Source organism: Saccharothrix coeruleofusca (genome assembly GCF_014648515.1).
Lineage (GTDB): Bacteria > Actinomycetota > Actinomycetes > Mycobacteriales > Pseudonocardiaceae > Actinosynnema > Actinosynnema coeruleofuscum.
In genome coordinates this window covers 227,538-246,852 of sequence record NZ_BMRG01000007.1, presented here as the reverse complement: position 1 = coordinate 246,852, position 19,315 = coordinate 227,538, and the positions used below count along the sequence as shown (strand labels likewise).

25 protein-coding genes and 1 riboswitch are annotated in these 19,315 nt (G+C 73.2%); of the genes, 19 read left to right on the top strand and 6 right to left on the bottom strand.

Features of this window, described 5'->3' with window-relative positions; all coding sequences use genetic code 11:
• Positions 1-125: 125 nt before the first annotated feature.
• From IEZ00_RS20090 to IEZ00_RS20070, 5 genes are all read left to right on the top strand, one after another.
• Positions 126-1,229, top strand: a complete 1,104-nt coding sequence (locus IEZ00_RS20090; RefSeq protein ID WP_229795918.1) for a PQQ-dependent sugar dehydrogenase — start codon at positions 126-128, stop codon at positions 1,227-1,229.
• 182 nt (positions 1,230-1,411) lie between these two features.
• On the top strand, positions 1,412-1,906 hold the full coding sequence (locus IEZ00_RS20085; protein WP_189224812.1) for a hypothetical protein: 495 nt from the start codon (positions 1,412-1,414) through the stop codon (positions 1,904-1,906).
• A 20-nt stretch (positions 1,907-1,926) separates the two neighbouring features.
• On the top strand, positions 1,927-2,859 hold the full coding sequence (locus IEZ00_RS20080; protein WP_229795917.1) for a DUF1996 domain-containing protein: 933 nt from the start codon (positions 1,927-1,929) through the stop codon (positions 2,857-2,859).
• A 57-nt stretch (positions 2,860-2,916) separates the two neighbouring features.
• Entirely contained in the window at positions 2,917-3,468 is a 552-nt protein-coding gene (locus tag IEZ00_RS20075; protein ID WP_189224811.1) for a sigma-70 family RNA polymerase sigma factor, read from the top strand.
• Positions 3,465-4,163 carry an anti-sigma factor family protein gene (locus IEZ00_RS20070; protein WP_189224810.1) on the top strand — a complete coding sequence of 233 codons (699 nt, stop codon included), beginning with the start codon at positions 3,465-3,467 and terminating at the stop codon, positions 4,161-4,163. The genes IEZ00_RS20075 and IEZ00_RS20070 overlap by 4 nt, the downstream gene beginning before the upstream one ends.
• A gap of 54 nt (positions 4,164-4,217) precedes the next feature.
• On the opposite strand, the gene IEZ00_RS20065 is transcribed toward IEZ00_RS20070, so the two are convergent.
• Positions 4,218-5,186: a zinc-binding dehydrogenase gene (locus tag IEZ00_RS20065; RefSeq protein WP_189224809.1), complete on the bottom strand. Its 969-nt coding sequence runs from the start codon at positions 5,184-5,186 to the stop codon at positions 4,218-4,220.
• Positions 5,187-5,251: 65 nt separating this feature from the next.
• Between IEZ00_RS20065 and IEZ00_RS20060 the strand changes: the two genes are divergently transcribed.
• Both IEZ00_RS20060 and IEZ00_RS20055 read left to right on the top strand, forming a co-directional pair.
• Positions 5,252-5,836, top strand: coding sequence for a class I SAM-dependent methyltransferase (locus IEZ00_RS20060; protein WP_229795916.1), 585 nt, complete (start codon positions 5,252-5,254; stop codon positions 5,834-5,836).
• Positions 5,837-6,286: 450 nt separating this feature from the next.
• Positions 6,287-6,979: a DUF4383 domain-containing protein gene (locus IEZ00_RS20055; RefSeq protein ID WP_189224808.1), complete on the top strand. Its 693-nt coding sequence runs from the start codon at positions 6,287-6,289 to the stop codon at positions 6,977-6,979.
• 90 nt (positions 6,980-7,069) lie between these two features.
• On the opposite strand, the gene IEZ00_RS20050 is transcribed toward IEZ00_RS20055, so the two are convergent.
• Entirely contained in the window at positions 7,070-8,014 is a 945-nt protein-coding gene (locus IEZ00_RS20050; protein WP_189224807.1) for an aldo/keto reductase, read from the bottom strand.
• A 59-nt stretch (positions 8,015-8,073) separates the two neighbouring features.
• Here IEZ00_RS20050 and IEZ00_RS20045 point away from each other — a divergent pair, with 59 nt between their 5' ends.
• The gene (locus IEZ00_RS20045) at positions 8,074-8,733 is read left to right on the top strand and encodes a M50 family metallopeptidase (RefSeq protein ID WP_189224806.1); all 660 of its coding nucleotides are present in this window, start codon (positions 8,074-8,076) and stop codon (positions 8,731-8,733) included.
• Here the strand turns inward: IEZ00_RS20045 and IEZ00_RS20040 are convergent.
• Positions 8,727-9,539: a TetR/AcrR family transcriptional regulator gene (locus tag IEZ00_RS20040; RefSeq protein WP_229795915.1), complete on the bottom strand. Its 813-nt coding sequence runs from the start codon at positions 9,537-9,539 to the stop codon at positions 8,727-8,729. The two genes, IEZ00_RS20045 and IEZ00_RS20040, sit on opposite strands and share 7 nt — an antisense overlap.
• 80 nt (positions 9,540-9,619) lie before the next feature.
• Here IEZ00_RS20040 and IEZ00_RS20035 point away from each other — a divergent pair, with 80 nt between their 5' ends.
• The 3 genes from IEZ00_RS20035 (at position 9,620) to IEZ00_RS20025 (ending at position 11,592) form a co-directional block, all read left to right on the top strand.
• Positions 9,620-10,186: a GNAT family N-acetyltransferase gene (locus IEZ00_RS20035; protein WP_189224805.1), complete on the top strand. Its 567-nt coding sequence runs from the start codon at positions 9,620-9,622 to the stop codon at positions 10,184-10,186.
• A gap of 52 nt (positions 10,187-10,238) precedes the next feature.
• Positions 10,239-11,201 (top strand): TIGR03557 family F420-dependent LLM class oxidoreductase, encoded by a 963-nt coding sequence (locus tag IEZ00_RS20030; RefSeq protein WP_189224804.1) that lies wholly within the window; start codon positions 10,239-10,241, stop codon positions 11,199-11,201.
• 94 nt (positions 11,202-11,295) lie between these two features.
• The gene (locus tag IEZ00_RS20025; protein WP_189224803.1) at positions 11,296-11,592 is read left to right on the top strand and encodes a WhiB family transcriptional regulator; all 297 of its coding nucleotides are present in this window, start codon (positions 11,296-11,298) and stop codon (positions 11,590-11,592) included.
• Between the two features lie 96 nt (positions 11,593-11,688).
• Here the strand turns inward: IEZ00_RS20025 and IEZ00_RS20020 are convergent, their stop codons facing one another.
• Both IEZ00_RS20020 and IEZ00_RS20015 read right to left on the bottom strand, forming a co-directional pair.
• Positions 11,689-12,489, bottom strand: a complete 801-nt coding sequence (locus IEZ00_RS20020) for a SigB/SigF/SigG family RNA polymerase sigma factor (protein ID WP_189224802.1) — start codon at positions 12,487-12,489, stop codon at positions 11,689-11,691.
• Positions 12,486-12,923 (bottom strand): ATP-binding protein, encoded by a 438-nt coding sequence (locus IEZ00_RS20015; RefSeq protein ID WP_229795914.1) that lies wholly within the window; start codon positions 12,921-12,923, stop codon positions 12,486-12,488. The genes IEZ00_RS20020 and IEZ00_RS20015 overlap by 4 nt, the downstream gene beginning before the upstream one ends.
• A 128-nt stretch (positions 12,924-13,051) precedes the next feature.
• Between IEZ00_RS20015 and IEZ00_RS20010 the strand changes: the two genes are divergently transcribed.
• A complete protein-coding gene (locus IEZ00_RS20010) occupies positions 13,052-13,852 on the top strand; it encodes an ATP-binding protein (RefSeq protein WP_189224800.1) in 801 nt (266 codons plus the stop codon).
• Here the strand turns inward: IEZ00_RS20010 and IEZ00_RS20005 are convergent.
• Positions 13,800-14,198: an STAS domain-containing protein gene (locus IEZ00_RS20005; RefSeq protein ID WP_229795913.1), complete on the bottom strand. Its 399-nt coding sequence runs from the start codon at positions 14,196-14,198 to the stop codon at positions 13,800-13,802. The two genes, IEZ00_RS20010 and IEZ00_RS20005, sit on opposite strands and share 53 nt — an antisense overlap.
• A gap of 461 nt (positions 14,199-14,659) precedes the next feature.
• Here IEZ00_RS20005 and IEZ00_RS20000 point away from each other — a divergent pair, with 461 nt between their 5' ends.
• The 7 genes from IEZ00_RS20000 (at position 14,660) to IEZ00_RS19970 (ending at position 19,041) form a co-directional block, all read left to right on the top strand.
• The gene (locus IEZ00_RS20000) at positions 14,660-14,884 is read left to right on the top strand and encodes a hypothetical protein (RefSeq protein ID WP_189224798.1); all 225 of its coding nucleotides are present in this window, start codon (positions 14,660-14,662) and stop codon (positions 14,882-14,884) included.
• 273 nt (positions 14,885-15,157) lie between these two features.
• Positions 15,158-15,754, top strand: coding sequence for a cardiolipin synthase ClsA (gene clsA / locus IEZ00_RS19995; RefSeq protein WP_189224886.1), 597 nt, complete (start codon positions 15,158-15,160; stop codon positions 15,752-15,754).
• 39 nt (positions 15,755-15,793) lie between these two features.
• Positions 15,794-16,195, top strand: coding sequence for a glycine cleavage system protein GcvH (gene gcvH, locus IEZ00_RS19990; protein WP_189224797.1), 402 nt, complete (start codon positions 15,794-15,796; stop codon positions 16,193-16,195).
• 113 nt (positions 16,196-16,308) lie between these two features.
• Positions 16,309-16,770, top strand: coding sequence for a glycogen accumulation regulator GarA (garA, locus tag IEZ00_RS19985; protein ID WP_189224796.1), 462 nt, complete (start codon positions 16,309-16,311; stop codon positions 16,768-16,770).
• Between the two features lie 14 nt (positions 16,771-16,784).
• Positions 16,785-17,504 (top strand): transcriptional regulator FtsR, encoded by a 720-nt coding sequence (gene ftsR / locus IEZ00_RS19980; protein ID WP_189224795.1) that lies wholly within the window; start codon positions 16,785-16,787, stop codon positions 17,502-17,504.
• Positions 17,505-17,644: 140 nt separating this feature from the next.
• Positions 17,645-18,118 carry a bifunctional nuclease family protein gene (locus IEZ00_RS19975; RefSeq protein WP_189224794.1) on the top strand — a complete coding sequence of 158 codons (474 nt, stop codon included), beginning with the start codon at positions 17,645-17,647 and terminating at the stop codon, positions 18,116-18,118.
• A gap of 356 nt (positions 18,119-18,474) precedes the next feature.
• Positions 18,475-19,041 (top strand): MerR family transcriptional regulator, encoded by a 567-nt coding sequence (locus IEZ00_RS19970; protein WP_189224793.1) that lies wholly within the window; start codon positions 18,475-18,477, stop codon positions 19,039-19,041.
• Positions 19,042-19,143: 102 nt separating this feature from the next.
• Positions 19,144-19,234: riboswitch (glycine riboswitch) on the top strand.
• Positions 19,235-19,315: the final 81 nt, after the last annotated feature.

The window sequence follows — 19,315 nt, the reverse complement described above, 5'->3', positions numbered from 1 at the left end:
TCCGGTTTCGGGCCGGTTAGCGAAAACCTAAACTGGAGCCGCCGAGGGGTCAACGGCCCTTCGTCCGACCGCCGGACCTCCGCCGCCACCGCACTGCTCCGTCCCCAACGACGTGGGAGGTTCCCGTGGCACCCCAACCCCGGCGGTCCGCGATCGCGGCTGCGGCGGCGCTCGCGCTGCTCGCCCCACCTTCGACCGCCCAGGCGGACACCGCGCCCGCCGACCCGGTGGGCGAGGTCACCCAGCTGACCACCGACACCGACCTGCCGTGGGGCTTGGGCTTCCTGCCCGACGGCTCCGGGGTCTACACCCGGCGCGACGCCTTCGACGTGGTCCGGCTCAGCCCCACCGGGACGCGCACCACGTTGGGCGCGGTGCCCAACGTGGCGGGCACCAACGCCGAGGGCGGCCTGCTCGGCCTGGCCGTGTCGCCGACCTTCGCCACCGACGGCTGGCTGTACCTGTACCACACCTCCAGCAGCGACAACCGGATCGTGCGGATCAGGGTGCAGGGCGACGCGCTGGTGCCGTCGTCGCTGCAAGTCCTGCTCTCCGGCATCCCGCGCAACACCTACCACAACGGCGGCAGGCTCCGGTTCGGCCCGGACGGCAAGCTGTACGCGGGCACCGGCGACGCGCAGAACTCGGCTTCCGCGCAGGACTTGTCCAGCCTGGGCGGGAAGGTGCTGCGGCTCAACCCCGACGGCACGCCGCCGACGGACAACCCGTTCTTCGGCAACGGCGGCAACGCCCGCTACGTCTGGACCTACGGGCACCGCAACGTCCAGGGCCTGGCCTTCGACGACGGGGGCAGGCTCTGGCAGGCCGAACTGGGCAACCTGGTGATGGACGAGCTGAACCTCTCGCAGCGCGGCGGCGACTTCGGGTGGCCGCAGTGCGAGGGCACCTCGGGCAGCTGCCCCGGCGCGGTCGCGCCCAAGCGCACCTGGAGCACCGCCAGCGCCTCGCCCAGCGGCATCGCCGTCGCGGGCGACGGGCTGTACGTGGCGGCGCTGCGCGGCACCCGCATGTACCGGCTCCAGCTCGACGGCGCCGAGGTCGGCGCGGAGACGGTGCACTTCCAGGGCACCTACGGCAGGTTGCGGGTGGTGGAGCCCGCCCCGGACGGCAGCCTCTGGCTGGCCACCAGCGGCGGCGGCGACCGCGACAGCGTCGCGAACAACTCCACCAGCCGGGTGCTCAGGGTGCAGTTGACGCCCGAACGTTGAACTCAGGGGGCCCGGAAGTTCGACTCGCGCGAGGTGGGGTGAACCGATCGGCGGGCGGGGACGTGTGGAGGGTGACCGTCCCCGCCAGGAAGGCCGCACCGCGATGACCCGCCGCAACCCCTCCCCGCTCGGGGCGCACGCGCCGAGCTCCGACGACTGAGCAGCAGGAAACCCAGGGAGAGATGCAGGACCCCACCCTCGACCCCGTCCTCGACCGGGCGCTGCGCCAGGTCCGCGTCGAGCGGACCCGCGACCACCGGCGCCGCGTCCGCGCGAGCACCGCGGTGAGCACCACCCTGGCCACCGCGGTGCTCGCCGGGGGCTTCTACCTCGGCCAGCACAGCACGCCGGAGGCGGAGGACCGCCCCCCTGGACAGCGCACTTCGGAGGAGCGCGTGCTGGTCGGCGCCACCGAAGGCGTCCGGATGACGGCCACCGTCACCCCCGTCGAGGGCTGGCTGCGGCTGCGGTCGGTCGTCGACGGGGTGCCCGCGGGCGAGCGCTGCAAGCTCGTGGTCACCGACGCGGGCGGCCAGAGCTTCGTCGCGGGTGGCTGGGTGGCCGCGCAGCGCGGGGAGACCGCGCTGGCCGGGGCCGCCCTGGTCGACCTCGACCACCTGCGCGACATCAGCGTCGTGACGGCGGACGGCCGAGTGCTGGTCACCGCCACCCCCTGAAAGCCGGCAAGCTTCCACCCGTGAAGGTGCGCAGCCTGCTGAGCTTGGTGGTGGTCATCACGGGATGCGGCACCGGGGACCAGTTCGTCGCCATCGACGAGGTCCCCGTGTCCGTCGAGTCGGTGGTGACCACCCCGGACGCCTCCACCGGCACGTTCGAGCTGGACTGCGGGCGCAACGAGGAGCGCCACCTCAACGCCGACAACGTGGTCAGCTCGCCGGGCCTGCGGCACGGCGCCCACCACACCCACGAGTACGTCGGCAACCTGTCCACCGACTTCGCCTCCACCGACCGCAGCCTGGCCGCCGGGGGCACCACGTGCGCGGGGCAGGACCGCTCCACCTACTACTGGCCGGTGCTGCGGCTGACCGACCGCACCGGCCACGACCACCACCAGCAGGGCGGCGGTGTGCACGGCAACAGCGGCGAGGTGCTGCCGCCGTCCTCGGTCGCCGTCAGCTTCACCGGCAGCCCGGTGAGCGAGGTGCTCGCCATGCCCCGGTTCCTGCGCATGATCACCGGCGAGCCCGCCGCGCTGACCAACGGCGGCGGGCGGGCGCGGTGGAGCTGCACCGGTTTCGAGGACCGGCGGACCGACCGGTACCCGCGCTGCGCCCAGGGCAGCGAGGTGGTGCGCACCTTCGAGTTCCCCAGCTGCTGGGACGGGCGCAACACCGACAGCGCCAGCCACCGCTCGCACGTGGTGTTCCCGGTCGCGGGCGGGGTGTGCCCGCCGGGCACCTTCCCCGTCCCCAAGCTGCGCGTGCGGGTCACCCACGACGTGCCCGAGGGCAGGCCGTTCGCCATCGACAGCTTCCCGGAGCAGCTGCGCGACCCCGGCACCGACCACGCGATGTTCATCAGCGTCTTCCCGGACGAGCTGATGGCCAGGGTGGTCGACTGCCTCAACGCCGGTCGGCGGTGCGCGGAGAAGAAGTCCGCTCCGCGTTGAACCGAACCCGCCCCGCGTCCGTGTCCGCTGTCACCAGCTGTCGAGAGGAGTGGGTGGATGGCGGCTTTGTGGTCCCGCAAACGGGAGACCGCGGCCGACGAGGCACTGATCCGATCCCTCTACGAGGAACACGGTCGGGCACTGCTGGCCTACGCGACGCGGCTGACCGGTGATCGGGCGGCTGCCGAAGACGTCGTCCAGGAAACCCTCGTCCGCGCGTGGCGGCACCCGGAGGCGCTGGTCAACGGCAAGGGCTCGGTGCGCGGGTGGCTGCTCACGGTGACCCGCAACCTGGTCACCGACCGGATCAGGGCCAAGGCGGCACGGCCCAGGGAGGTCGCCGAGTCCCCGGCCACGCCGCCGGTGCAGCGCGACCACGCGGATTCCGTGGTGGACTCGGTGGTGGTGCTCGAAGCGCTGGACCGGCTCTCCTCCGATCACCGCGACGTGCTGATGGAGATCTACTTCAGGGGGCGCAGCGTGACCGAGGCCGCGGAGGCGCTCGGAGTCCCGCCGGGAACGGTGAAATCGAGATCGCACTACGCGCTCAGAGCACTGCGGGAGACCTTCGGCGGACAGCAGGTCGCACTGAAGGGGGTGGCCGGATGACCACCAACCACGATGCGCAGCTGCTCGGCGCGTACGTGCTGGGCGTGTTGGACGAGCGGGAGGCCCGCGCGGTGGAGGAGCACTTGGCGACCTGCCCGCGGTGCCACGACGAGCTGGCCGAGCTGCGGGCGATGGAAGAGGCGCTGGGGGAGGTGCCCCCGGAGGCGCTGCTGGACGGTCCGCCCGAGGACGGCGACCTGCTGCTGCAGCGCACGCTGCGGCAGGTGCGCGCCGAGCGCGGCGGCCAGGTCCGGCGCAGGCGGGTCGGGGTCGGCCTGGCCGCGGCGGCGGTGGCCGCCGTGGTGCTGGGCGGCGGGTTCGCGGTCGGCCGGGGCACCGCGCCCGACGGCGGCGGCCAGGCCGCGTCGACCGCGCCCGCGCCGCCCGCGGGCACCAAGCTCGGCACGGCGACCGACCCGGCGACCGGGGCGCGGATGACCGTGCAGGTCAGACCGGCCGCGGGCTGGGTGCGGGTGAACGCCTCGGTGGCCGGGATCGCGGCGAACGAGAAGTGCAAGCTGATCGTCGTGTCCAAGGACGGCAGCAGGCAGGAGGCCGGTAGCTGGCTGGTCTCCGCGCAGGGTGAGAAGGACGGCACCAACCTCGACGGCTCGGCACTGGTCGCGCCCGAGGACGTCGCCGCCGTCGAGGTGCGCAACTTCGAGGGCGAGCAGATCGTCACGGTGCCGGTCTGACCCACCGAGGGGGAGACGCGCCCCCGCCCGGAGCACGGGCGGGGGCGCGTCGTCTCACGGCTTGAGCACGACCTTGCCGACGGTGTCCCGGCTCTCCAGCGCGCGGTGCGCCGCGGCGGCCTCGGCCAGCGGGAAGGCGGAGCTGACCACGGGCGAGAGCCGCCCGCTGGCCAGCGCGTGCAGCGCGCGGCTCTCCAGCTCGCGCAGGCTGGTGCCCTGGAACAGGCGCGGCCCCAGCGCGACGGTGGCGGTGAGCCCGCGCGCGTACAGGTCGGGCGTCTCGATCCTCGTCGGCGTGCCCGCCGACCAGCCGAACAGCACGATCCGCCCGCCCACGCCCAGCAGCTCCAGCGCCGCGCGCCCGGCCGCGCCGCCCACGCCGTCGAGCACGGCGGTCACCTCGCCGACCTCGGCGCGCACCCGCTCGGCCCAGTCCGGCGCGGTGTAGTCCACCACGTGGTCCGCCCCCAGCCCGCGCACCAGGTCGAGCTTGCCCGCGCTCGCGGCGCCGACGACGGTCGCGCCCAGCGCGTGCGCCTCCTGCACGAACAGGCTGCCCATGCCGCCCGCGGCGGAGGTCACCAGCACCACGTCGGCCGCGGTCAGCCGGGCCACCCGCAGCACGCCCACCGCGGTGCGGCCGGTGCCGATCATGGCCACCGCCTGGTCGTCGGAGACGTGGTCGGGCAGCGCGTGCAGCGCGGTGGCGTCCGCGACGGCCAGCTCCGCGTAGCCGCCGGAGCGCTGCCCGAGGTGCGCGGTGACGCGCTTGCCCAGCCAGCTCGGGTCCACGCCCGCGCCCAGCGCGGCGACCACCCCGGCCACCTCGCGGCCAGGGGTCGTCGGCAGCGGCGGCAGCGGCAGCGGGCCCGCCTGGCCCGCGCGGAGGTGGGCGTCCAGCAGGTGCACCCCGGCGACGGAGACGGCGACGCGGACCTGCCCCGGACCGGGTTCCGGGTCGTCCACCTCCGCCAGGCGCAGGGTCTCGGCGGGGCCGAACTCGTGCTGTCGGATGGCGCGCATGGTGCTCCCCCTCGGTCGTCGGTGGTCGCGACCGTAAGATCTCCAGTTAACTGGAGGTCAATGGCGTGCTGAAGCACTTCGACCACAACCGGCACCACCACCGGTTCCTGCTGCGCCAGGTGCCGCCGGGGGCGGCCACCGCGCTGGACGTGGGCTGCGGGGACGGCGCGTTCGCGCGCGAGCTGGCCGCGCGCGGGCTGCGGGTGACCGCCGTGGACCGGGCGACCGAGGTCACCGCGGCGGGCGTGGACTTCCGGCGGGCCGACGCGATGGTGGACGACCTGGGCGGCCCCTACGACTACGTCTCGGCCATCGCCTCGATCCACCACATGCCGCTGGGGCCCGCTCTCGCGCGGCTGCGGGACGTGCTCGCCCCCGGCGGCGTGCTGGCGGTTCTCGGGGTGGCCAGGGAGCGCTCCGCCGCGGACTGGGCGTTCAGCCTCGCCTCCGTGCCGCTGAACCTGGTCGCGCGCCTGGTGCGCGACGACCCGCGCGGCGACGCCCCGGTCCTGCGCCCCGCCCTGACGCTGCGCGAGATCGGGGCCGAAGCGGATCGCGTCGTGCCCGGCGCGCGGCTGCGCAGGCACCTGTTCTGGCGCTATTCGCTGATCTGGCGGAAAGCGCCCCCACCGGCGGTCACGGCCGGTTAATGCTTTGACTCCGGTTGTCCGCGAGGGGATAGTCGAAGTCGACGCGGAAAGGGGTGAACTCGTGCGCAGCGAGCAGTTCGACGAGTGGACCGGTGCCGCCACGCGCCGCGTGAACGACCTCATCGCGTCGCTCTGACCTGCGGTCGGGCGTCGCGTCCGGCTGCGGAGGAGTGGTGTTCACGGCTATTGGGAAATCTTTGCGGAGCGATTCGTCGGGATAATTCCGGACGATTTCTCCGAACAGGTGTCCCGGCCTTCATGGGGTGGGTCGGGACGGAGCCCCGGCACGGCGGGGCTCGGCACGAGTGGGTGCACTCCTGTCCGGTTGGGGCGGGAGCGGGTCCGTGCGCCCGCTCCCGTCACGGTGCGTTTGTGCGGCAGACCACAGGGGTAGCCGGGGGGCGTCCGGAGCCCGGAAGGAGGGCTCTCGAGTCCTCTTGGGAGGGCGTGATGTCCCACTCGACCCACGGTCGTGTCAAGGTCGCGGGCGTGCAGCCAGCCCAAGTGCTGGCAGGCCTGCTCGGCCTGGTGTTCCTCGTCGTCGGCGTGCTGGGCTTCCTGCGCACCGGGTTCGGCGACTTCGCGGGTGAGCAGCACGCGATGCTGTTCGGCTTCGCGGTGAACCCGCTGCACAACGTGGTGCACCTGGCCTTCGGCGTGCTGGGCCTGCTGATGGCCACCAGGTCGGGGCTGTCCCGGCTGTACGGCTGGCTGGTGTTCCTGGCCTACGGCGCGGTGCTGGTGTGGGGCCTGATGCTGGTCGGCCTGGTCTCGGTCAACCCGGTCGAGCGACTGGGCAACCCGCTGGCGATCAACGCCAACGACAACTGGCTGCACCTGGGCCTGACCGCGGCGGGTCTGCTGACCGCGGTCCTCCCGGCGCGGCGCAAGGTCGTCGTGGACGAGCCCGAGGTCTACGACCACCACCGGGCGCCGGAGCCGGTGCGCGAGGAGAGCATCCGCGACGAGCACGGGCACCCCGTGCCCGAGCCCAGGGTGGAGTCGATGGACCCGACGGTCACGACCCGCCCGATCGACACCCGGCACGACGCGCACGACGTGCACGGCGGTGTCCGCGGAGACCTCCAGGACCAGACCCGCCACGCGGAGGACGCCGCGTCCAGGGCGCGGCACGCGCGCTAGACCCCACAGCGGAACCCGAGGCAGACCTCACAGCGGAACCCGCGGCGGCGCCGGTGAGCCCGAGAGCTCACCGGCGCCGCCGCGTCCGCGTCAGGAGGGCTCGTCCAGCCGCGCCACCTGCTCGTCGTCCAGCTCCAGCGCCACGCCGCCGACGGCTTCCTCCACCTGGGCCACCGAGCTGACCCCGACCACCGGGATCACCCCCTTGCCCAGCAGCCACGCCAGCACCACCTGGTTCGGCGTCGCCCCCGACTCGGCGGCCACCTCGCGCAGCACCGCCAGCCGCCCGGTCGTGCCGGGGTGGTCGTACGCCTCCGGCAGCGGCTTGCCCGCGTAGCCGCCGAACAGCAGCGACCCGTAGGAGACCAGCGCCAGGTCGCCGTCCGCCGCCGCGTAGTCGAACAGCTCCTCGGTCATCAGCGCGTGACCGGCCTCCGGCAGTCGCGCGCCCGGCCGGGGCCGCAGGTAGCTGTGCCGCATCTGCACCGCCGCGTACCGGGGCCACCCGTTGGCCCGCGACACGGCGTGGGCCTGGGCGATGCGCCACGTCGCGTGGTTGCTGCACGCGATCTCGCGCACCGCCCCGGCTTCCACCAGCGACGCGAACCCGCCGAGCGTGTCCTCCAGCGGCACGCCCCGGTCCTCGACGTGGCTGTAGTACACGTCGATCCGGTCGGTGCCCAGCCGCTTCAGGCTGCCCTCCGCCGCCGCGCGGATGGTGTCCCCGGCCAACCCCTCGGCGTTGTCCAGCCCGGTGCCCGGAGTCCTCGGCCGCGCCCCCACCTTGGTCGCCACGACCAGCGAGTCCCGGTTGCCGCGAGCGGCCATCCACCGGCCGACGGTCTCCTCGCTCTCGTCGCCCGTGCCGCCGTCCCAGAACACGTAGTTGTTCGCGGTGTCCAGGAACGTGCCCCCGGCCTCGGCGAACCGGTCCAGGATGGCGAACGAGGTTGCCTGGTCGACGTACTTGCCGAACGGCAGCGTCCCCAGGCACAGGGCGCTGACCTCGACACCCCCGACGTACTTGGTCCTCATGGCGGCCCATCCTGGGTGCTGGAGCGCGCTCCAGGTCAAGCCTGGCATCCTGGACGGCGATGTCGACGATCGCGAAGTGGGCGCCCGCCGCGCTGGCGCTGGTGCTGGTGGCCAGCCCCGGACTGTGGCGGATCAGCAGGCACGTCATCACCATCGCCCACGAAGCGGGGCACGCGCTGGTCGCACTGCTGACCGGGCGCAGGCTGGAGGGCATCAAGCTCAACGCCGACACCTCCGGGGTGACCGTCTCACGGGGCAGGCCCACCGGCCCGGCCGTGGTGGTCATGTACTTCGCGGGCTACGTCACCCCGTCGCTGCTGGGCCTGGCCGCCGCCGCGCTGGTGACCGCGGAGCTGGCCCGCCCGCTGCTGTGGGCCACGGTGGTGCTGCTGGCCGGGATGCTGGTGATGATCCGCAACGCCTTCGGCGTGCTGTCGGTCGTGCTCACCGGCGCGGTGATGTTCCTGGTGTCCTGGTACGCCACGGCCGAGGTGCAGTCCGCCTTCGCGCTGTTCGTCACCTGGTTCCTGCTGCTGGGCGGGGTGCGCCCGGTGGGGGAGCTGCAGAGCAGGCGGATGCGCGGGCGGGCGCGGCAGTCCGACGCCGACCAGCTGGCCCGCATCACCCGCGTGCCGGGCCTGGTGTGGGTGCTGCTGTTCGCGGCGGTGGCGGTAGGAGCACTGGTGCTGGGCGGCCGGATGCTGCTGCCGGTCTACTGAGCAGTCGGTCCCAGGGCGGGCGACCCGGTCGACAGGAACACGCCGATCCCGTCGAGCACGCGCTGCAGGCCGAAGTCGAACCACGCCCGCAGGTCCACCGGGTCGTCGGCCAGCTCGGCCAACCACGGGTACCACCCCGATCCGAGGGCTCCCGCCAGCTTGCCCCGCTGCGCCGCCCACCACTGCCGATCACCGACCCCGCTCTCGCGGGCGGCCTCGGCCCCGCCGACCGCGGTGGCGGCCATTCCCTGCACGTACCCGCTCACCAGCAGGTACACCGACATCGCGGTGCGGGCGGGCAGACCGGGCAGCGCGGCCAGGAACCGGTCGACCGCGGCGAGCACCGGGCGGCCCAGCGGCGGGCGGGTGCTGGCCAGCACGCCCAGCACCCACGGGTGCCGCTGGTAGAGCGCCCACTCCTGGCGCGCTTCGTGCTCCACCAGCGCCCGCCAGCCCGCGGCCGGGGACGGCTGGTACTCGGCCAGCACGAGCTCCACCATCGCGGTGACGAGGTCGTCCTTGCCCGACACGTGCCGGTACAGCGCCGTGGCCGCCGCGTCCACGCGCGCGGCCAGCGCCCGCATCGACACGGCGTCGAGCCCTTCGGCGTCGGCGAGCTCGACCGCCGCCCGCACCAGGGCGGGGCGCTCCAGGGGAACTCGCGGGCCCCGCTCGACCGGGCGGGCCCGGCGGGTGCCGTCCCGGCGGGCCCGGTAGGCCCTGGCCTGGCAGGCCCGCCCGCAGTACCGCCGAGGCCGTCCGCGAGCCGAGCGGACGATCTCGGCACCGCACTGGGCGCACCGCACGCGAGTCCCCCGTTCCCGCACATCCGATTCCGTGACGAAAATACCCAGTTCAGGGGTCCTCCCGCCGGAGTATCGGACTCGTGCGAACCACGATCAGAACCGCGACCCCCGCCGAAGCCGACCGCGTCGCCAGGGCGTACGCCGAAGCCTGCGTCGACGAAGCGGTCACCGGTTGGGTGTTCCAGGGTGACGCGGTGCCCTTCCCCGCGCTGCTCGCCTCGCTCGACGACCCGCTGCGCGGGGGCGGGGTCGTCGTCGCCGAAGGACCGGACGGGATCGAGGGGGTCTCCACCTGGGTCGACTCCGGCGGGGACGCGCCGCACCAGCCCGCCGAGCAGGCCCTGTCGCCCCGCATGGCCGCGGTGCTGGCCCTGACCGCCGAACGCCACCCCGCTGTCCCGCACCTCTACCTGGCCTCGATGGCGGTCCTGCCCGCCGCTCGCGGCCGGGGGGTGGGCAGCGCGATCCTGCGCCACCGGCTGACCGGGGAGCGGCGGCCGGTGTACTTGGAGGCCAGCACCCCGCGCGCCGCCCGGCTGTACGCGCGCCACGGCTTCCGCCCGCTCGGGGAGGAGATCGCGCTGCCGTGGGGCGGCCCCCGGCTGCGGCCGATGTGGCGGGACGCGCCACGGCGGGGGGAGTCCTGAATGGACCTGGAACCACGTGGTTGAGCCGCCGATCCAGGGGTAACCGGGGCCCATGGTGAGCATCGGCTACTTCCTCTCCTGTGAGGAGCACGGCCCGCGCGAGCTCGTGCAGCAGGCCCGATGGGCGCAGGAGGCGGGCTTCCAGCGGCTGTGGATCTCCGACCACTTCCACCCGTGGAACGACGAGCAGGGCCAGAGCCCGTTCGTCTGGTCGGTGATCGGCGCGCTGTCCGAGGCCACCACCCTGCCCATCACCACCGCGGTGACCTGCCCCACGCTGCGCATCCACCCGGCGGTCATCGCCCAGGCCGCGGCCACCGCGGCGGTGCAGACCGAAGGCCGGTTCGTGCTCGGCGTCGGTTCGGGCGAAGCGCTCAACGAGCACATCTTCGGCGACCGCTGGCCTTCCGCCCCGGAGCGGCTGGAGATGCTGGAGGAGGCCGTCGAGCTGATCCGCGAACTGCACCGCGGCAAGGTCGTCGACCACCGCGGCAGGCACTACCGCGTGGAGAACGCCCGCATCTACACCAGGCCCGAGCAGCCGGTGCCGATCTACGTCTCCGCCTTCGGCCCCAAGGCCGCGGAGGTCGCGGGCCGGATCGGCGACGGCCTGTGCAGCACCATGCCCGACGCCGACCTGGTGCGCCGCTTCCGCGAGGCGGGCGGGCAGGGCAAGCCCACCCAGGCCGGCTTCAAGGTCTGCTACGCCCCCACCGACGACGAGGGCGTCGACACCGCCTTCCGGCTGTGGCCCAACGACTACCTGCCCGGTGAGCTGGCGCAGGTGCTGCCCACGCCCCAGCACTTCCAGCAGGCCGCCTCGCTGGTGACCAGGGACGCGGTCGCCGAGGCGCTGCCGGTCGGCCCGGACCCGGACCGCTACGCCCAGGCCGTGCGCGAGTACGCCGAAGCGGGGTTCGACGAGATCTACCTGCAGCAGATCGGTCCGCGCCAGGAGGAGTTCTTCGAGTTCTTCTCCAGCCAGGTCGCGCCCAAGCTCGACCTGGACCGCTAGCACATAACTCAATGGTGCGCACCACGTTTGCCCCCCAGGGGTGACCGGGTACGCCGTGATCACGAATGACAGCCCGGAGTAGGGGGTCCACCCGATGACCAGCACCGCCCGCCTGCCCAAGCCCGTGACCGAAGTCTGGGACTGGCAGAAGGAAGGTTTGTGCCGCGGCCGCGACAGCGCGGTCTTCTTCCACCCGGACAACGAACGAGGCTCGGCGCGGGCGTCGCGCGAGAACCGCGCGAAGGAGCTGTGCGCGCGCTGCCCGGTCCTGATGCAGTGCCGCGAGCACGCCCTGGCCGTGCAGGAGCCCTACGGCGTGTGGGGCGGCATGGGTGAGGACGAGCGGCGTCGCATCATCGCCGCGTCCCGCCGCCGCGTTCGGGCCGCCTGAGAGCGTCGACGCGGAGAAGACGCGGAAAAGGGGCCTTCCCCGGTGGAGGAAGGCCCCTTTTCGCTGTTCTCCTCGCGCTGTCCGCTCGCGCCCGGCCTACTGCTCCAAGCCCTCGCGCAGCTGCCGCAGCGTCTTGGCCAGCAGCCGCGACACGTGCATCTGCGAGATGCCCACCTTCTGCGCGATCTGGGTCTGCGTCATGTTGCCGAAGAACCGCATCACCACGATCTTGCGCTCCCGCTCCGGCAGCTTCTCCAGCAGCGGGTGCAGCGCCTCGCGCTGCTCGATCGCCTCCAGCTCCGGGTCCTCCTCGCCCAGCGTGCTGCCCAGCGAGATCGAGCTGTCGTCGGCCACCAGCAGGTCGTCCAGCGACGCGCTGTGGTAGGCGTTGCCCGCCGCCAGCCCCTCGTGGACCTCCTCCCGGCTCAGCCCCAGGTGCTGCGCCAGCTCGCTGGGCGTGGGCGCGCGGCCCAGCTCCTGCGACAGCCGCGCCGAACCCGCGTTGATGGCCAGGTGCAGCTCCTTGAGCCGCCGCGGCATCCGCACCGACCAGCTGGAGTCCCGGAAGTACTTGCGGACCTCGCCCATGATCGTGGGCACCGCGAAGGACAGGAAGTCGCTGCCCCGCTCCGGGTCGAACCGGTCCACCGCGTTGATCAGCCCGACCGTGGCCACCTGCACCAGGTCGTCGTGCGGCTCGCCGCGGTGGCCGAACCGGCGGGCGATGTGCTTGGCCACCGGCAGGTGCTCGGTGACCAGCTCATCGCGCAGCCGAACCCGTTCCGGGTCGTCCGCAGGCGTCGCGGCGAGCCGGACGAACAGCGGGGCCAGGTGGTCGTAGTCCCCCTGCGAACCCGTCGTCGCCGACCGCGTCGTGCCCCCGTCCGCCGTCGTCACGCATCCACCATCCCCGAGGACCGCTTGACCAGGTCGATGTGCACCTCGTAAGCCTCCTCGCCCGCCACCGGGGCGACCCAGGTGGTCACCGAGTCGACCAGCGCGCTGAGCACCCGCCAGCCGAAGCTGTCCCGGTCCGGCGGCGCCGAGCGCTCCGTGCCCACCGTGGTGGCCACCTGCACCGCCCCGTCGACCACGACGAACCGGGCGCTGAGCACCGCGCCCTTCGCGGCCAGCGAGATGAGCGTGGAGCAGGCCTCGTCCACCGCCAACTTCAGGTCCTCGATCGAATCCAGGTCGAAGTCCTGGCGCATCGCGATGTCGGCGGCCACCGCGCGCACGATCGACAGCTGGGTGGGATCGGCGGCCATCCGCAGCTCCACCCCGGCCAGGGCGTTCTCCGACTCACCGCTGTGCGGCTCCGTGTGCGACACGCTCACCTCATCGTCCGTTCCTCGTCTCGACGTGCACGACGCTAGCGGTACCCGGATTGATCGTGACTCACACGTGTAACCACCGCGTCGCCTGGGAAGTCTGACTGGTGCACCACGGGAGGCACCTGTTGACCGATCAACTCGCCGACCACCACTGGGGCGTGGAGTTCCCGGCTGACGCCCGACGGCTGGCCGCGATCCGCTCCGACCTGGGTGGTTGGCTTGCCATGGCGGGCGTCGGCGAGGACGACCGCTACGACCTGCTGCTCGCTGTGAACGAGGCGATCAGCAATGCCGTGGAGCACGCCTACCCGCCCGACGAGCGGGGGACCGTGCGGGTTGAGGCGGACGCCACACCGGACGGGCGCGTGCGGGTGGTGGTGGCCGACCGCGGCCGCTGGCGGGTGCCGCCGGTCGCGCTGTCCTCCCGCGGCCGGGGGCTGCTGCTGATGCGCGAGAGCGTCGACGAGGTGGTCGTCGACAGGTCGCCCACCGGGACCACCGTGACCCTCGTGCTGGCCCCCCGGCACCTGGGGGGCGGGACGCTGCTGTCCATCGGGCCCCGCGAGGACGTGCTGGTGCGCCAGTGCGACGGGTGGGTCGAGGTGGTGGTGCGCGGGGACGTGCCCCTGCGCGCCGGACCGGCGGTGCGCCGCGCGGTGCTGACCGCGGCGCGCGGCGGCGCGGTGCCCGTGGTGGTCGACCTGCGCGAGCTGGGGGAGAGCAACGAGGGCCTGGTGCGCAGCCTGCGCGCGCTGGCCGACGCGGCTGCCTCGGCGGGGGTGCGGGTGGTGGTGCGGGCCCCGGAGGGCGGGGCCGCGCACCGGGCCCTGGTCGCGGCGGGCGTGGACCAGGTCGTGGACCTGGTGTCGCACGCTAGCCCCGGCCCGCGGCCTCCACGGCCGCGGCCACCGTCGGGTGAACGTTGAACACCCCGCTCAGCCCGGTCGCCGCCAGCGGCCGGGTGACCGCGCGCGCCACGGCGACGACGTGGAAGTCGGCTCCGCCGCGCTCGCTCTGCTGCGACGCCTCCACCAGCACGGCCAGGCCCGCCGAGCCCAGGAAGCTCACCCCGGACAGGTCGAGCACGACGGCGCGGCTGGTGCTCAGCTGCTCCTTGACCTCGGTGCGCAGGCGGGGAGCGGTGAGCATGTCGATCTCACCGGTCACGGCCACGACGGTGACGTCCGCACCCACCCGCTCGACGCCGATGCCGATCTGCTCGCCCGGCCCGCCGGACTGGACGACCGGCTGCCCGGCTGTGTTCGAGGCCACGACGTCAGGATCGCGAACCGTCACAAAGCTCTCCTCTTCAGCTGCTGTTGCTGGGGTGGGGAGCCCTGGCGCGGTGGACCGGGCCGAACGTGAACTGTGCAGCGTGCGGCCGTGCGCGGCCCCGCCTACCGGAACTCCCCGGCGCGGCTGTTGGCTCAACCGCTGCGCCACTACCGTACGGAGCACGCGCCCCTACCACAAGCGCGCCGGTAGCGGGGTGATCGGCTCCGGTGTAGACGGGGGCGCGGTGTGCGGCGCACCACGCGCGGTGAGCGGTTCCGGCCCCGACCGGTCGCCTGCCCCCTCCCGGCGCTCCGGTGGCCCTTCGGCGACCGAACCGGCCCGGCGGGCGAGCCGCCGTCCTCTCGGGAGGGTGTCCCCGGACACAGTCGCGCAGAATTCGACCGGCGGGATAACGCCACGAGGGTCGTGCGCGACACCCCCAGTGGAGGATGGAGAACATGAGCACCAAGACGGAGACCGGCGCAGAGACCGCGCAGCACCGGGGGCCCCGCCCCGGCGCGGGAACGCTGCCCACCGCTCCGTGCAGCGTGGTCTGGAGCAAGGGCCACGCCTACGTCCTGGAGGGCTTCCGGGCCCGCTGGGTCGGCGTGGACGACCGCGGCCGCCCCCAGGTCCTCTCCGCCGCCGACCTCCAGCGCCGCGGGTGGAGCCGCACCCGCTGACCCTCCGGTCCGCAGCCGGAGCCGCGCCTTCGGGCACGAGTTGGTGAACGTCCGAGCACGATCCGACGCCGGAACGCCGCGGTTCCGCGAGTCCGAGCGCGCGAACCGCGCGTCCGGGGACGGGGGTGCTCCGGGGCCCGACGAGCCCGTGGCCTGCGGACCCCGTCCAACCACACGTTCGGGTGGTCTCTCCCCACCACCGGCTGAACAGGTGGCGGCACGGCCGCGTCGCGCGGCAGCGGCGGGGGCCGTGCCGCCCGTCCTGGCCTTAGCATTTGCCCCGTGCCGCATGACCCCGCCGACCGGCTGCTCACCATCCCGAACGCGCTCAGCGTGGTGCGGCTGCTCGGCGTGCCGCTGTTCCTCTACCTCCTGCTCGGCCCGCACGCCGACGGGTGGGCGCTGGTCGTGCTGGTGGCGGCGGGCCTGTCGGACTGGCTGGACGGCAAGATCGCCCGCTGGCTGGACCAGACGAGCAGGCTCGGCGTGCTGCTGGACCCGGCCGCCGACCGGCTCTACATCCTGGCCACCCTGATCGCCTTCGTCGCCCGCGACATCGTGCCGCTGTGGGTGGCGCTGGTGCTGGTGGGCCGCGAGCTGGTGGTCGGGGCCTGCCTGCCGGTGCTGCGGCGGCTGGGCTACGGGCCGTTCGAGGTGCACTACCTGGGCAAGGCGGCGACGTTCAACCTGCTCTACGCCTTCCCCATGCTGCTGCTGGCCCAGGGCTCCTCGACCGCCGCGCAGGTCGCCCGGCCGATCGCCTACGGCTTCATGGTCTGGGGCGTCGGCCTGTACCTGTGGTCGGGCGCCCTGTACGTCTACCAATTCGTGCTCGCGTCCCGACGGCGGCCGGGGGTGGTGGCCGCGTGAGCGGGACGTGGGAAGATCCGGTGGCGAAGATCCACCGTCATGAAGGAGCGCGCCGCGGTGATTCCCGAGGAGCTCAAGTACACCGAGGAACATGAGTGGGTCCTGCGCACCGGTGACAGCACCGTGCGCGTGGGCATCACCGACTACGCTCAGGAGCAGCTCGGCGACGTCGTGTTCGTCCAGCTCCCGGAGCTCGGCGAGCAGGTGGGCGCCGGGCAGACGCTCGGCGAGGTGGAGTCGACCAAGAGCGTCTCGGACATCTACGCGCCGCTGGCGGGCGAGGTGGTGGCCCGCAACGACGCGCTGGACCAGCAGCCGGAGCTGGTCAACACCGACCCCTACGGCGAGGGCTGGATGGTGGAGCTGAGGCTGACCGACCCGGCGGCGGTGGACGACCTGCTCGACGCGGCCGCGTACCAGGAGCTGGTGACGCAGGGGTGACGTCGATCTTCCGGCGGCTCTTCGGTCGGTGGGGGAGCCGCTCCTCAGACGCCGGTTCAGGCACGATAGGTTCTAGTGGTCTCGACGGTTCCAGCAGCAGGAGGAGAGCTCAGGTGAGCACGAACGACGGGCCAGGCGTCCCGCCCGAGCAGTCCCCGGAGCGGACCTCCGTTTTCCGGGCGGACTTCCTCGCCGAGGTCGAGGGCGCCGACGCGCCCGCCCAGGAGCCGGCGGTCGCCGGTGTCGACGCGCTGCCCGCCGGGTCGGCGCTGCTGGTGGTCAAGCGCGGCCCGAACGCGGGGTCCCGCTTCCTGCTCGACCGCGACACGACCAGCGCGGGTCGGCACCCGGACAGCGACATCTTCCTCGACGACGTGACGGTCTCGCGCAGGCACGCCGAGTTCCGCCGCGAGGGCGGCGAGTTCGTGGTGATCGACGTGGGCAGCCTCAACGGCACCTACGTCAACCGCGAGCCGGTCGACCAGGCGGTGCTGGCCAACGGCGACGAGGTGCAGATCGGCAAGTTCCGCCTCGTGTTCCTGACCGGTCCGGGCGCCGGGGGCCAGGGGGCCTGAGCGATGGGGTCCCGGTGACAGCGGCCGGGCGGCCACAACGCGGGGGGTTGAGCATCGGGGCGGTGCTGGCGCAGCTGCGATCCGACTTCCCCGACGTCACGATCTCCAAGATCCGGTTCCTGGAATCGGAGGGGTTGGTCCGCCCGGCCCGCACCGCGTCGGGGTACCGGCAGTTCACGCCCGCCGACGTCGAGCGGCTGCGGTACGTGCTGTCCGCGCAGCGCGACCGCTACCTGCCGCTGAAGGTCATCAAGGAGCACCTCGACGCCGCCGATCGCGGCAGCGGGGCGGCGCGCCCGGCGGGCGGCGCGGTGGACGGGGTGCCCGTCGCCGACCACTTCGCGGGCGCTCCCGCCCGAGGGCTGACCCGCGAGGACGTGCTGGCCCAGGCGGGCGTGGACCGCGCCCTGCTGGTCGAGCTGGAGCAGGCGGGCCTGCTGGTGCCCGACGCCTCCGGCCGCTACGACGCCGACGCGGTGGCCGTGGCGCGCACCGCGCACGCCATGGCGGTCCACGGCGTGGAGCCGCGCCACCTGCGCTACTTCCGCGCCGCCGCGGACCGGGAGCTGGAGCTGCTGGAGCAGGTGCTGGCCCCGCTGTACCGGCAGCGCGCCGCCGGGGCCCGCGCCGAGGAGACCGCGCGCGAGCTGGCCGCGCTGTCGGTGACCCTGCACACGCTGCTGGTGCGGTCCGGGCTGCGCGACATCGCCGCGGGCCGGGTTGCGCCGAGGTGAACACCCGGTTTTTCGGGACGAGGATCGTCGGCGATTGCGCACAGAGCCCGCTTGGCGGGTAGCGTCGGTAGGGCATTTGGGGAATCCTCGTGGAACACGGGGACGCCAGGGTTTCAGCGCGCTGAGGGAGGCGATACCCGATGAGCGAGATGCGCGTCGTCGGAGTGCGGGTGGAACTGCCCGCGAACCACCCGATCCTGCTGCTGCGCGAAACCGAGGGCGAGCGCTACCTGCCGATCTGGATCGGTTCGGTCGAAGCGACGGCCATCGCGTTGGAGCAGCAGGGTGTCCGCCCGGCCCGTCCGCTGACCCACGACCTGCTCAAGGACGTGATCGGCGCGCTGGGCCGCCAGCTGGAGCAGGTCCGGATCACCGACCTGCAGGAGGGCACCTACTTCGCCGAGCTGGTCTTCGACGGGGACGTGCGCGTCTCCGCCCGGCCCAGCGACTCCGTGGCGCTCGCGCTGCGGATCGGCGTGCCGATCCACGCCGAGGAGTCCGTGCTGGCGGAGGCGGGCCTGATCATCCCGGACGAGCAGGAGGACGAGGTGGAGAAGTTCCGCGAGTTCCTCGACTCGGTCTCGCCCGAGGACTTCCGCGGCGCGGACACCTGATCGGAGACGGACGCGAGGGGCCGTCCGCCGGGCTCGACCCGGTGGGCGGCCCCTCGTCCGTGTTGCGGTGCGTTGTGGATCAGGTTGTCGTGTCACCCGTGCGCCACGCCCGCGCACTGCGCGACATCAGCGCTGAGCGACTAAACGCTCACTAAACGTCGCTCGAATGGCTTACAACGACCGACTGGCTCAACCTCAACCTGAGGTTGAGCTTCGGTGCGTCCCGCGCGTCGCGTTGACCTGCCCCCCGGCCAGTCTTACCGTCGGACCCAGGTGAATCGCCACGGTGTGATTCCGCATCGCGGCGGCTTCACGAGGGGCACCGGCCGTCGTGGTCGGACCGAGGGGAGGCAGGCGTGGTCGAGGAAGCGCCCATCCGGGCCGGATTCGGCGAACAGGGTGAGCTGTTCCCGGACTCCTCGCTGCCGGACGAGCTCGTCGGCTACCGGGGGCCCGCCGCGTGCCAGATCGCAGGCATCACCTACCGCCAGCTCGACTACTGGGCGCGGACCGGCCTGGTGAACCCGACGATAAGGAGCGCGCACGGCTCGGGGAGCCAGCGGCTGTACTCGTTCAAGGACATCCTGGTGCTCAAGGTGGTCAAGCGCCTGCTGGACACCGGGGTCTCGCTGCAGAACATCCGGGTCGCAGTGGACCACCTGCGCAGGCGCGGGGTCCAGGACCTGGCCAGGATCACGCTGTTCAGCGATGGCACCACCGTCTACGAGTGCACCTCGCCGGAGGAGGTGGTGGACCTGCTCCAGGGCGGCCAGGGCGTGTTCGGCATCGCGGTCAGCGGTGCGATGCGCGAGATCAGCGGCACCATCCACGAGTTCCCCGCCGAGCGGGCCGACGGCGTCGAGGTCGACAGCGCGGCGGAGGACGAGCTGTCGCGGCGCAGGCGCACCCGCGCCACCGGCTGAACCCGCGCAGGGATTCCCGCGCCGGGATTTTCGCGCTGAGATCCACGTCGCGCTCCGGGGTTCGGAACCGGTTCCGGAGGGTACGCTCCACGCGCAGTCGCTTTATCCCGTGCGGGAGAGTCCGAGCCAGTCTCGGCGCCGAAGGAGCAAATCCTCCCCGGAACCTCTCAGGCGCAAGGACCGCGCGGGTGAGACGCCTCTGGAAAGCGGGTCGGTCCGCCGACCCCGCCGACGGTGCAAGCCCGGTTCCGCCGGGTGAAGCTCTCAGGCGCCC

What these genes read in the sequence shown, in the direction of transcription:
- IEZ00_RS20085 (WP_189224812.1), top strand. Translation starts at nt 1,412, where the DNA reads ATGCAGGACCCCACCCTCGACCCCGTCCTCGACCGGGCGCTGCGCCAG.
- IEZ00_RS20075 (WP_189224811.1), top strand. Translation starts at nt 2,917, where the DNA reads ATGGCGGCTTTGTGGTCCCGCAAACGGGAGACCGCGGCCGACGAGGCA.
- IEZ00_RS20070 (WP_189224810.1), top strand. Translation starts at nt 3,465, where the DNA reads ATGACCACCAACCACGATGCGCAGCTGCTCGGCGCGTACGTGCTGGGC.
- IEZ00_RS20065 (WP_189224809.1), bottom strand. Translation starts at nt 5,186, where the DNA reads ATGCGCGCCATCCGACAGCACGAGTTCGGCCCCGCCGAGACCCTGCGC.
- IEZ00_RS20055 (WP_189224808.1), top strand. Translation starts at nt 6,287, where the DNA reads ATGTCCCACTCGACCCACGGTCGTGTCAAGGTCGCGGGCGTGCAGCCA.
- IEZ00_RS20050 (WP_189224807.1), bottom strand. Translation starts at nt 8,014, where the DNA reads ATGAGGACCAAGTACGTCGGGGGTGTCGAGGTCAGCGCCCTGTGCCTG.
- IEZ00_RS20045 (WP_189224806.1), top strand. Translation starts at nt 8,074, where the DNA reads ATGTCGACGATCGCGAAGTGGGCGCCCGCCGCGCTGGCGCTGGTGCTG.
- IEZ00_RS20030 (WP_189224804.1), top strand. Translation starts at nt 10,239, where the DNA reads ATGGTGAGCATCGGCTACTTCCTCTCCTGTGAGGAGCACGGCCCGCGC.
- IEZ00_RS20025 (WP_189224803.1), top strand. Translation starts at nt 11,296, where the DNA reads ATGACCAGCACCGCCCGCCTGCCCAAGCCCGTGACCGAAGTCTGGGAC.
- IEZ00_RS20000 (WP_189224798.1), top strand. Translation starts at nt 14,660, where the DNA reads ATGAGCACCAAGACGGAGACCGGCGCAGAGACCGCGCAGCACCGGGGG.
- gcvH (WP_189224797.1), top strand. Translation starts at nt 15,794, where the DNA reads ATGAAGGAGCGCGCCGCGGTGATTCCCGAGGAGCTCAAGTACACCGAG.
- IEZ00_RS19975 (WP_189224794.1), top strand. Translation starts at nt 17,645, where the DNA reads ATGAGCGAGATGCGCGTCGTCGGAGTGCGGGTGGAACTGCCCGCGAAC.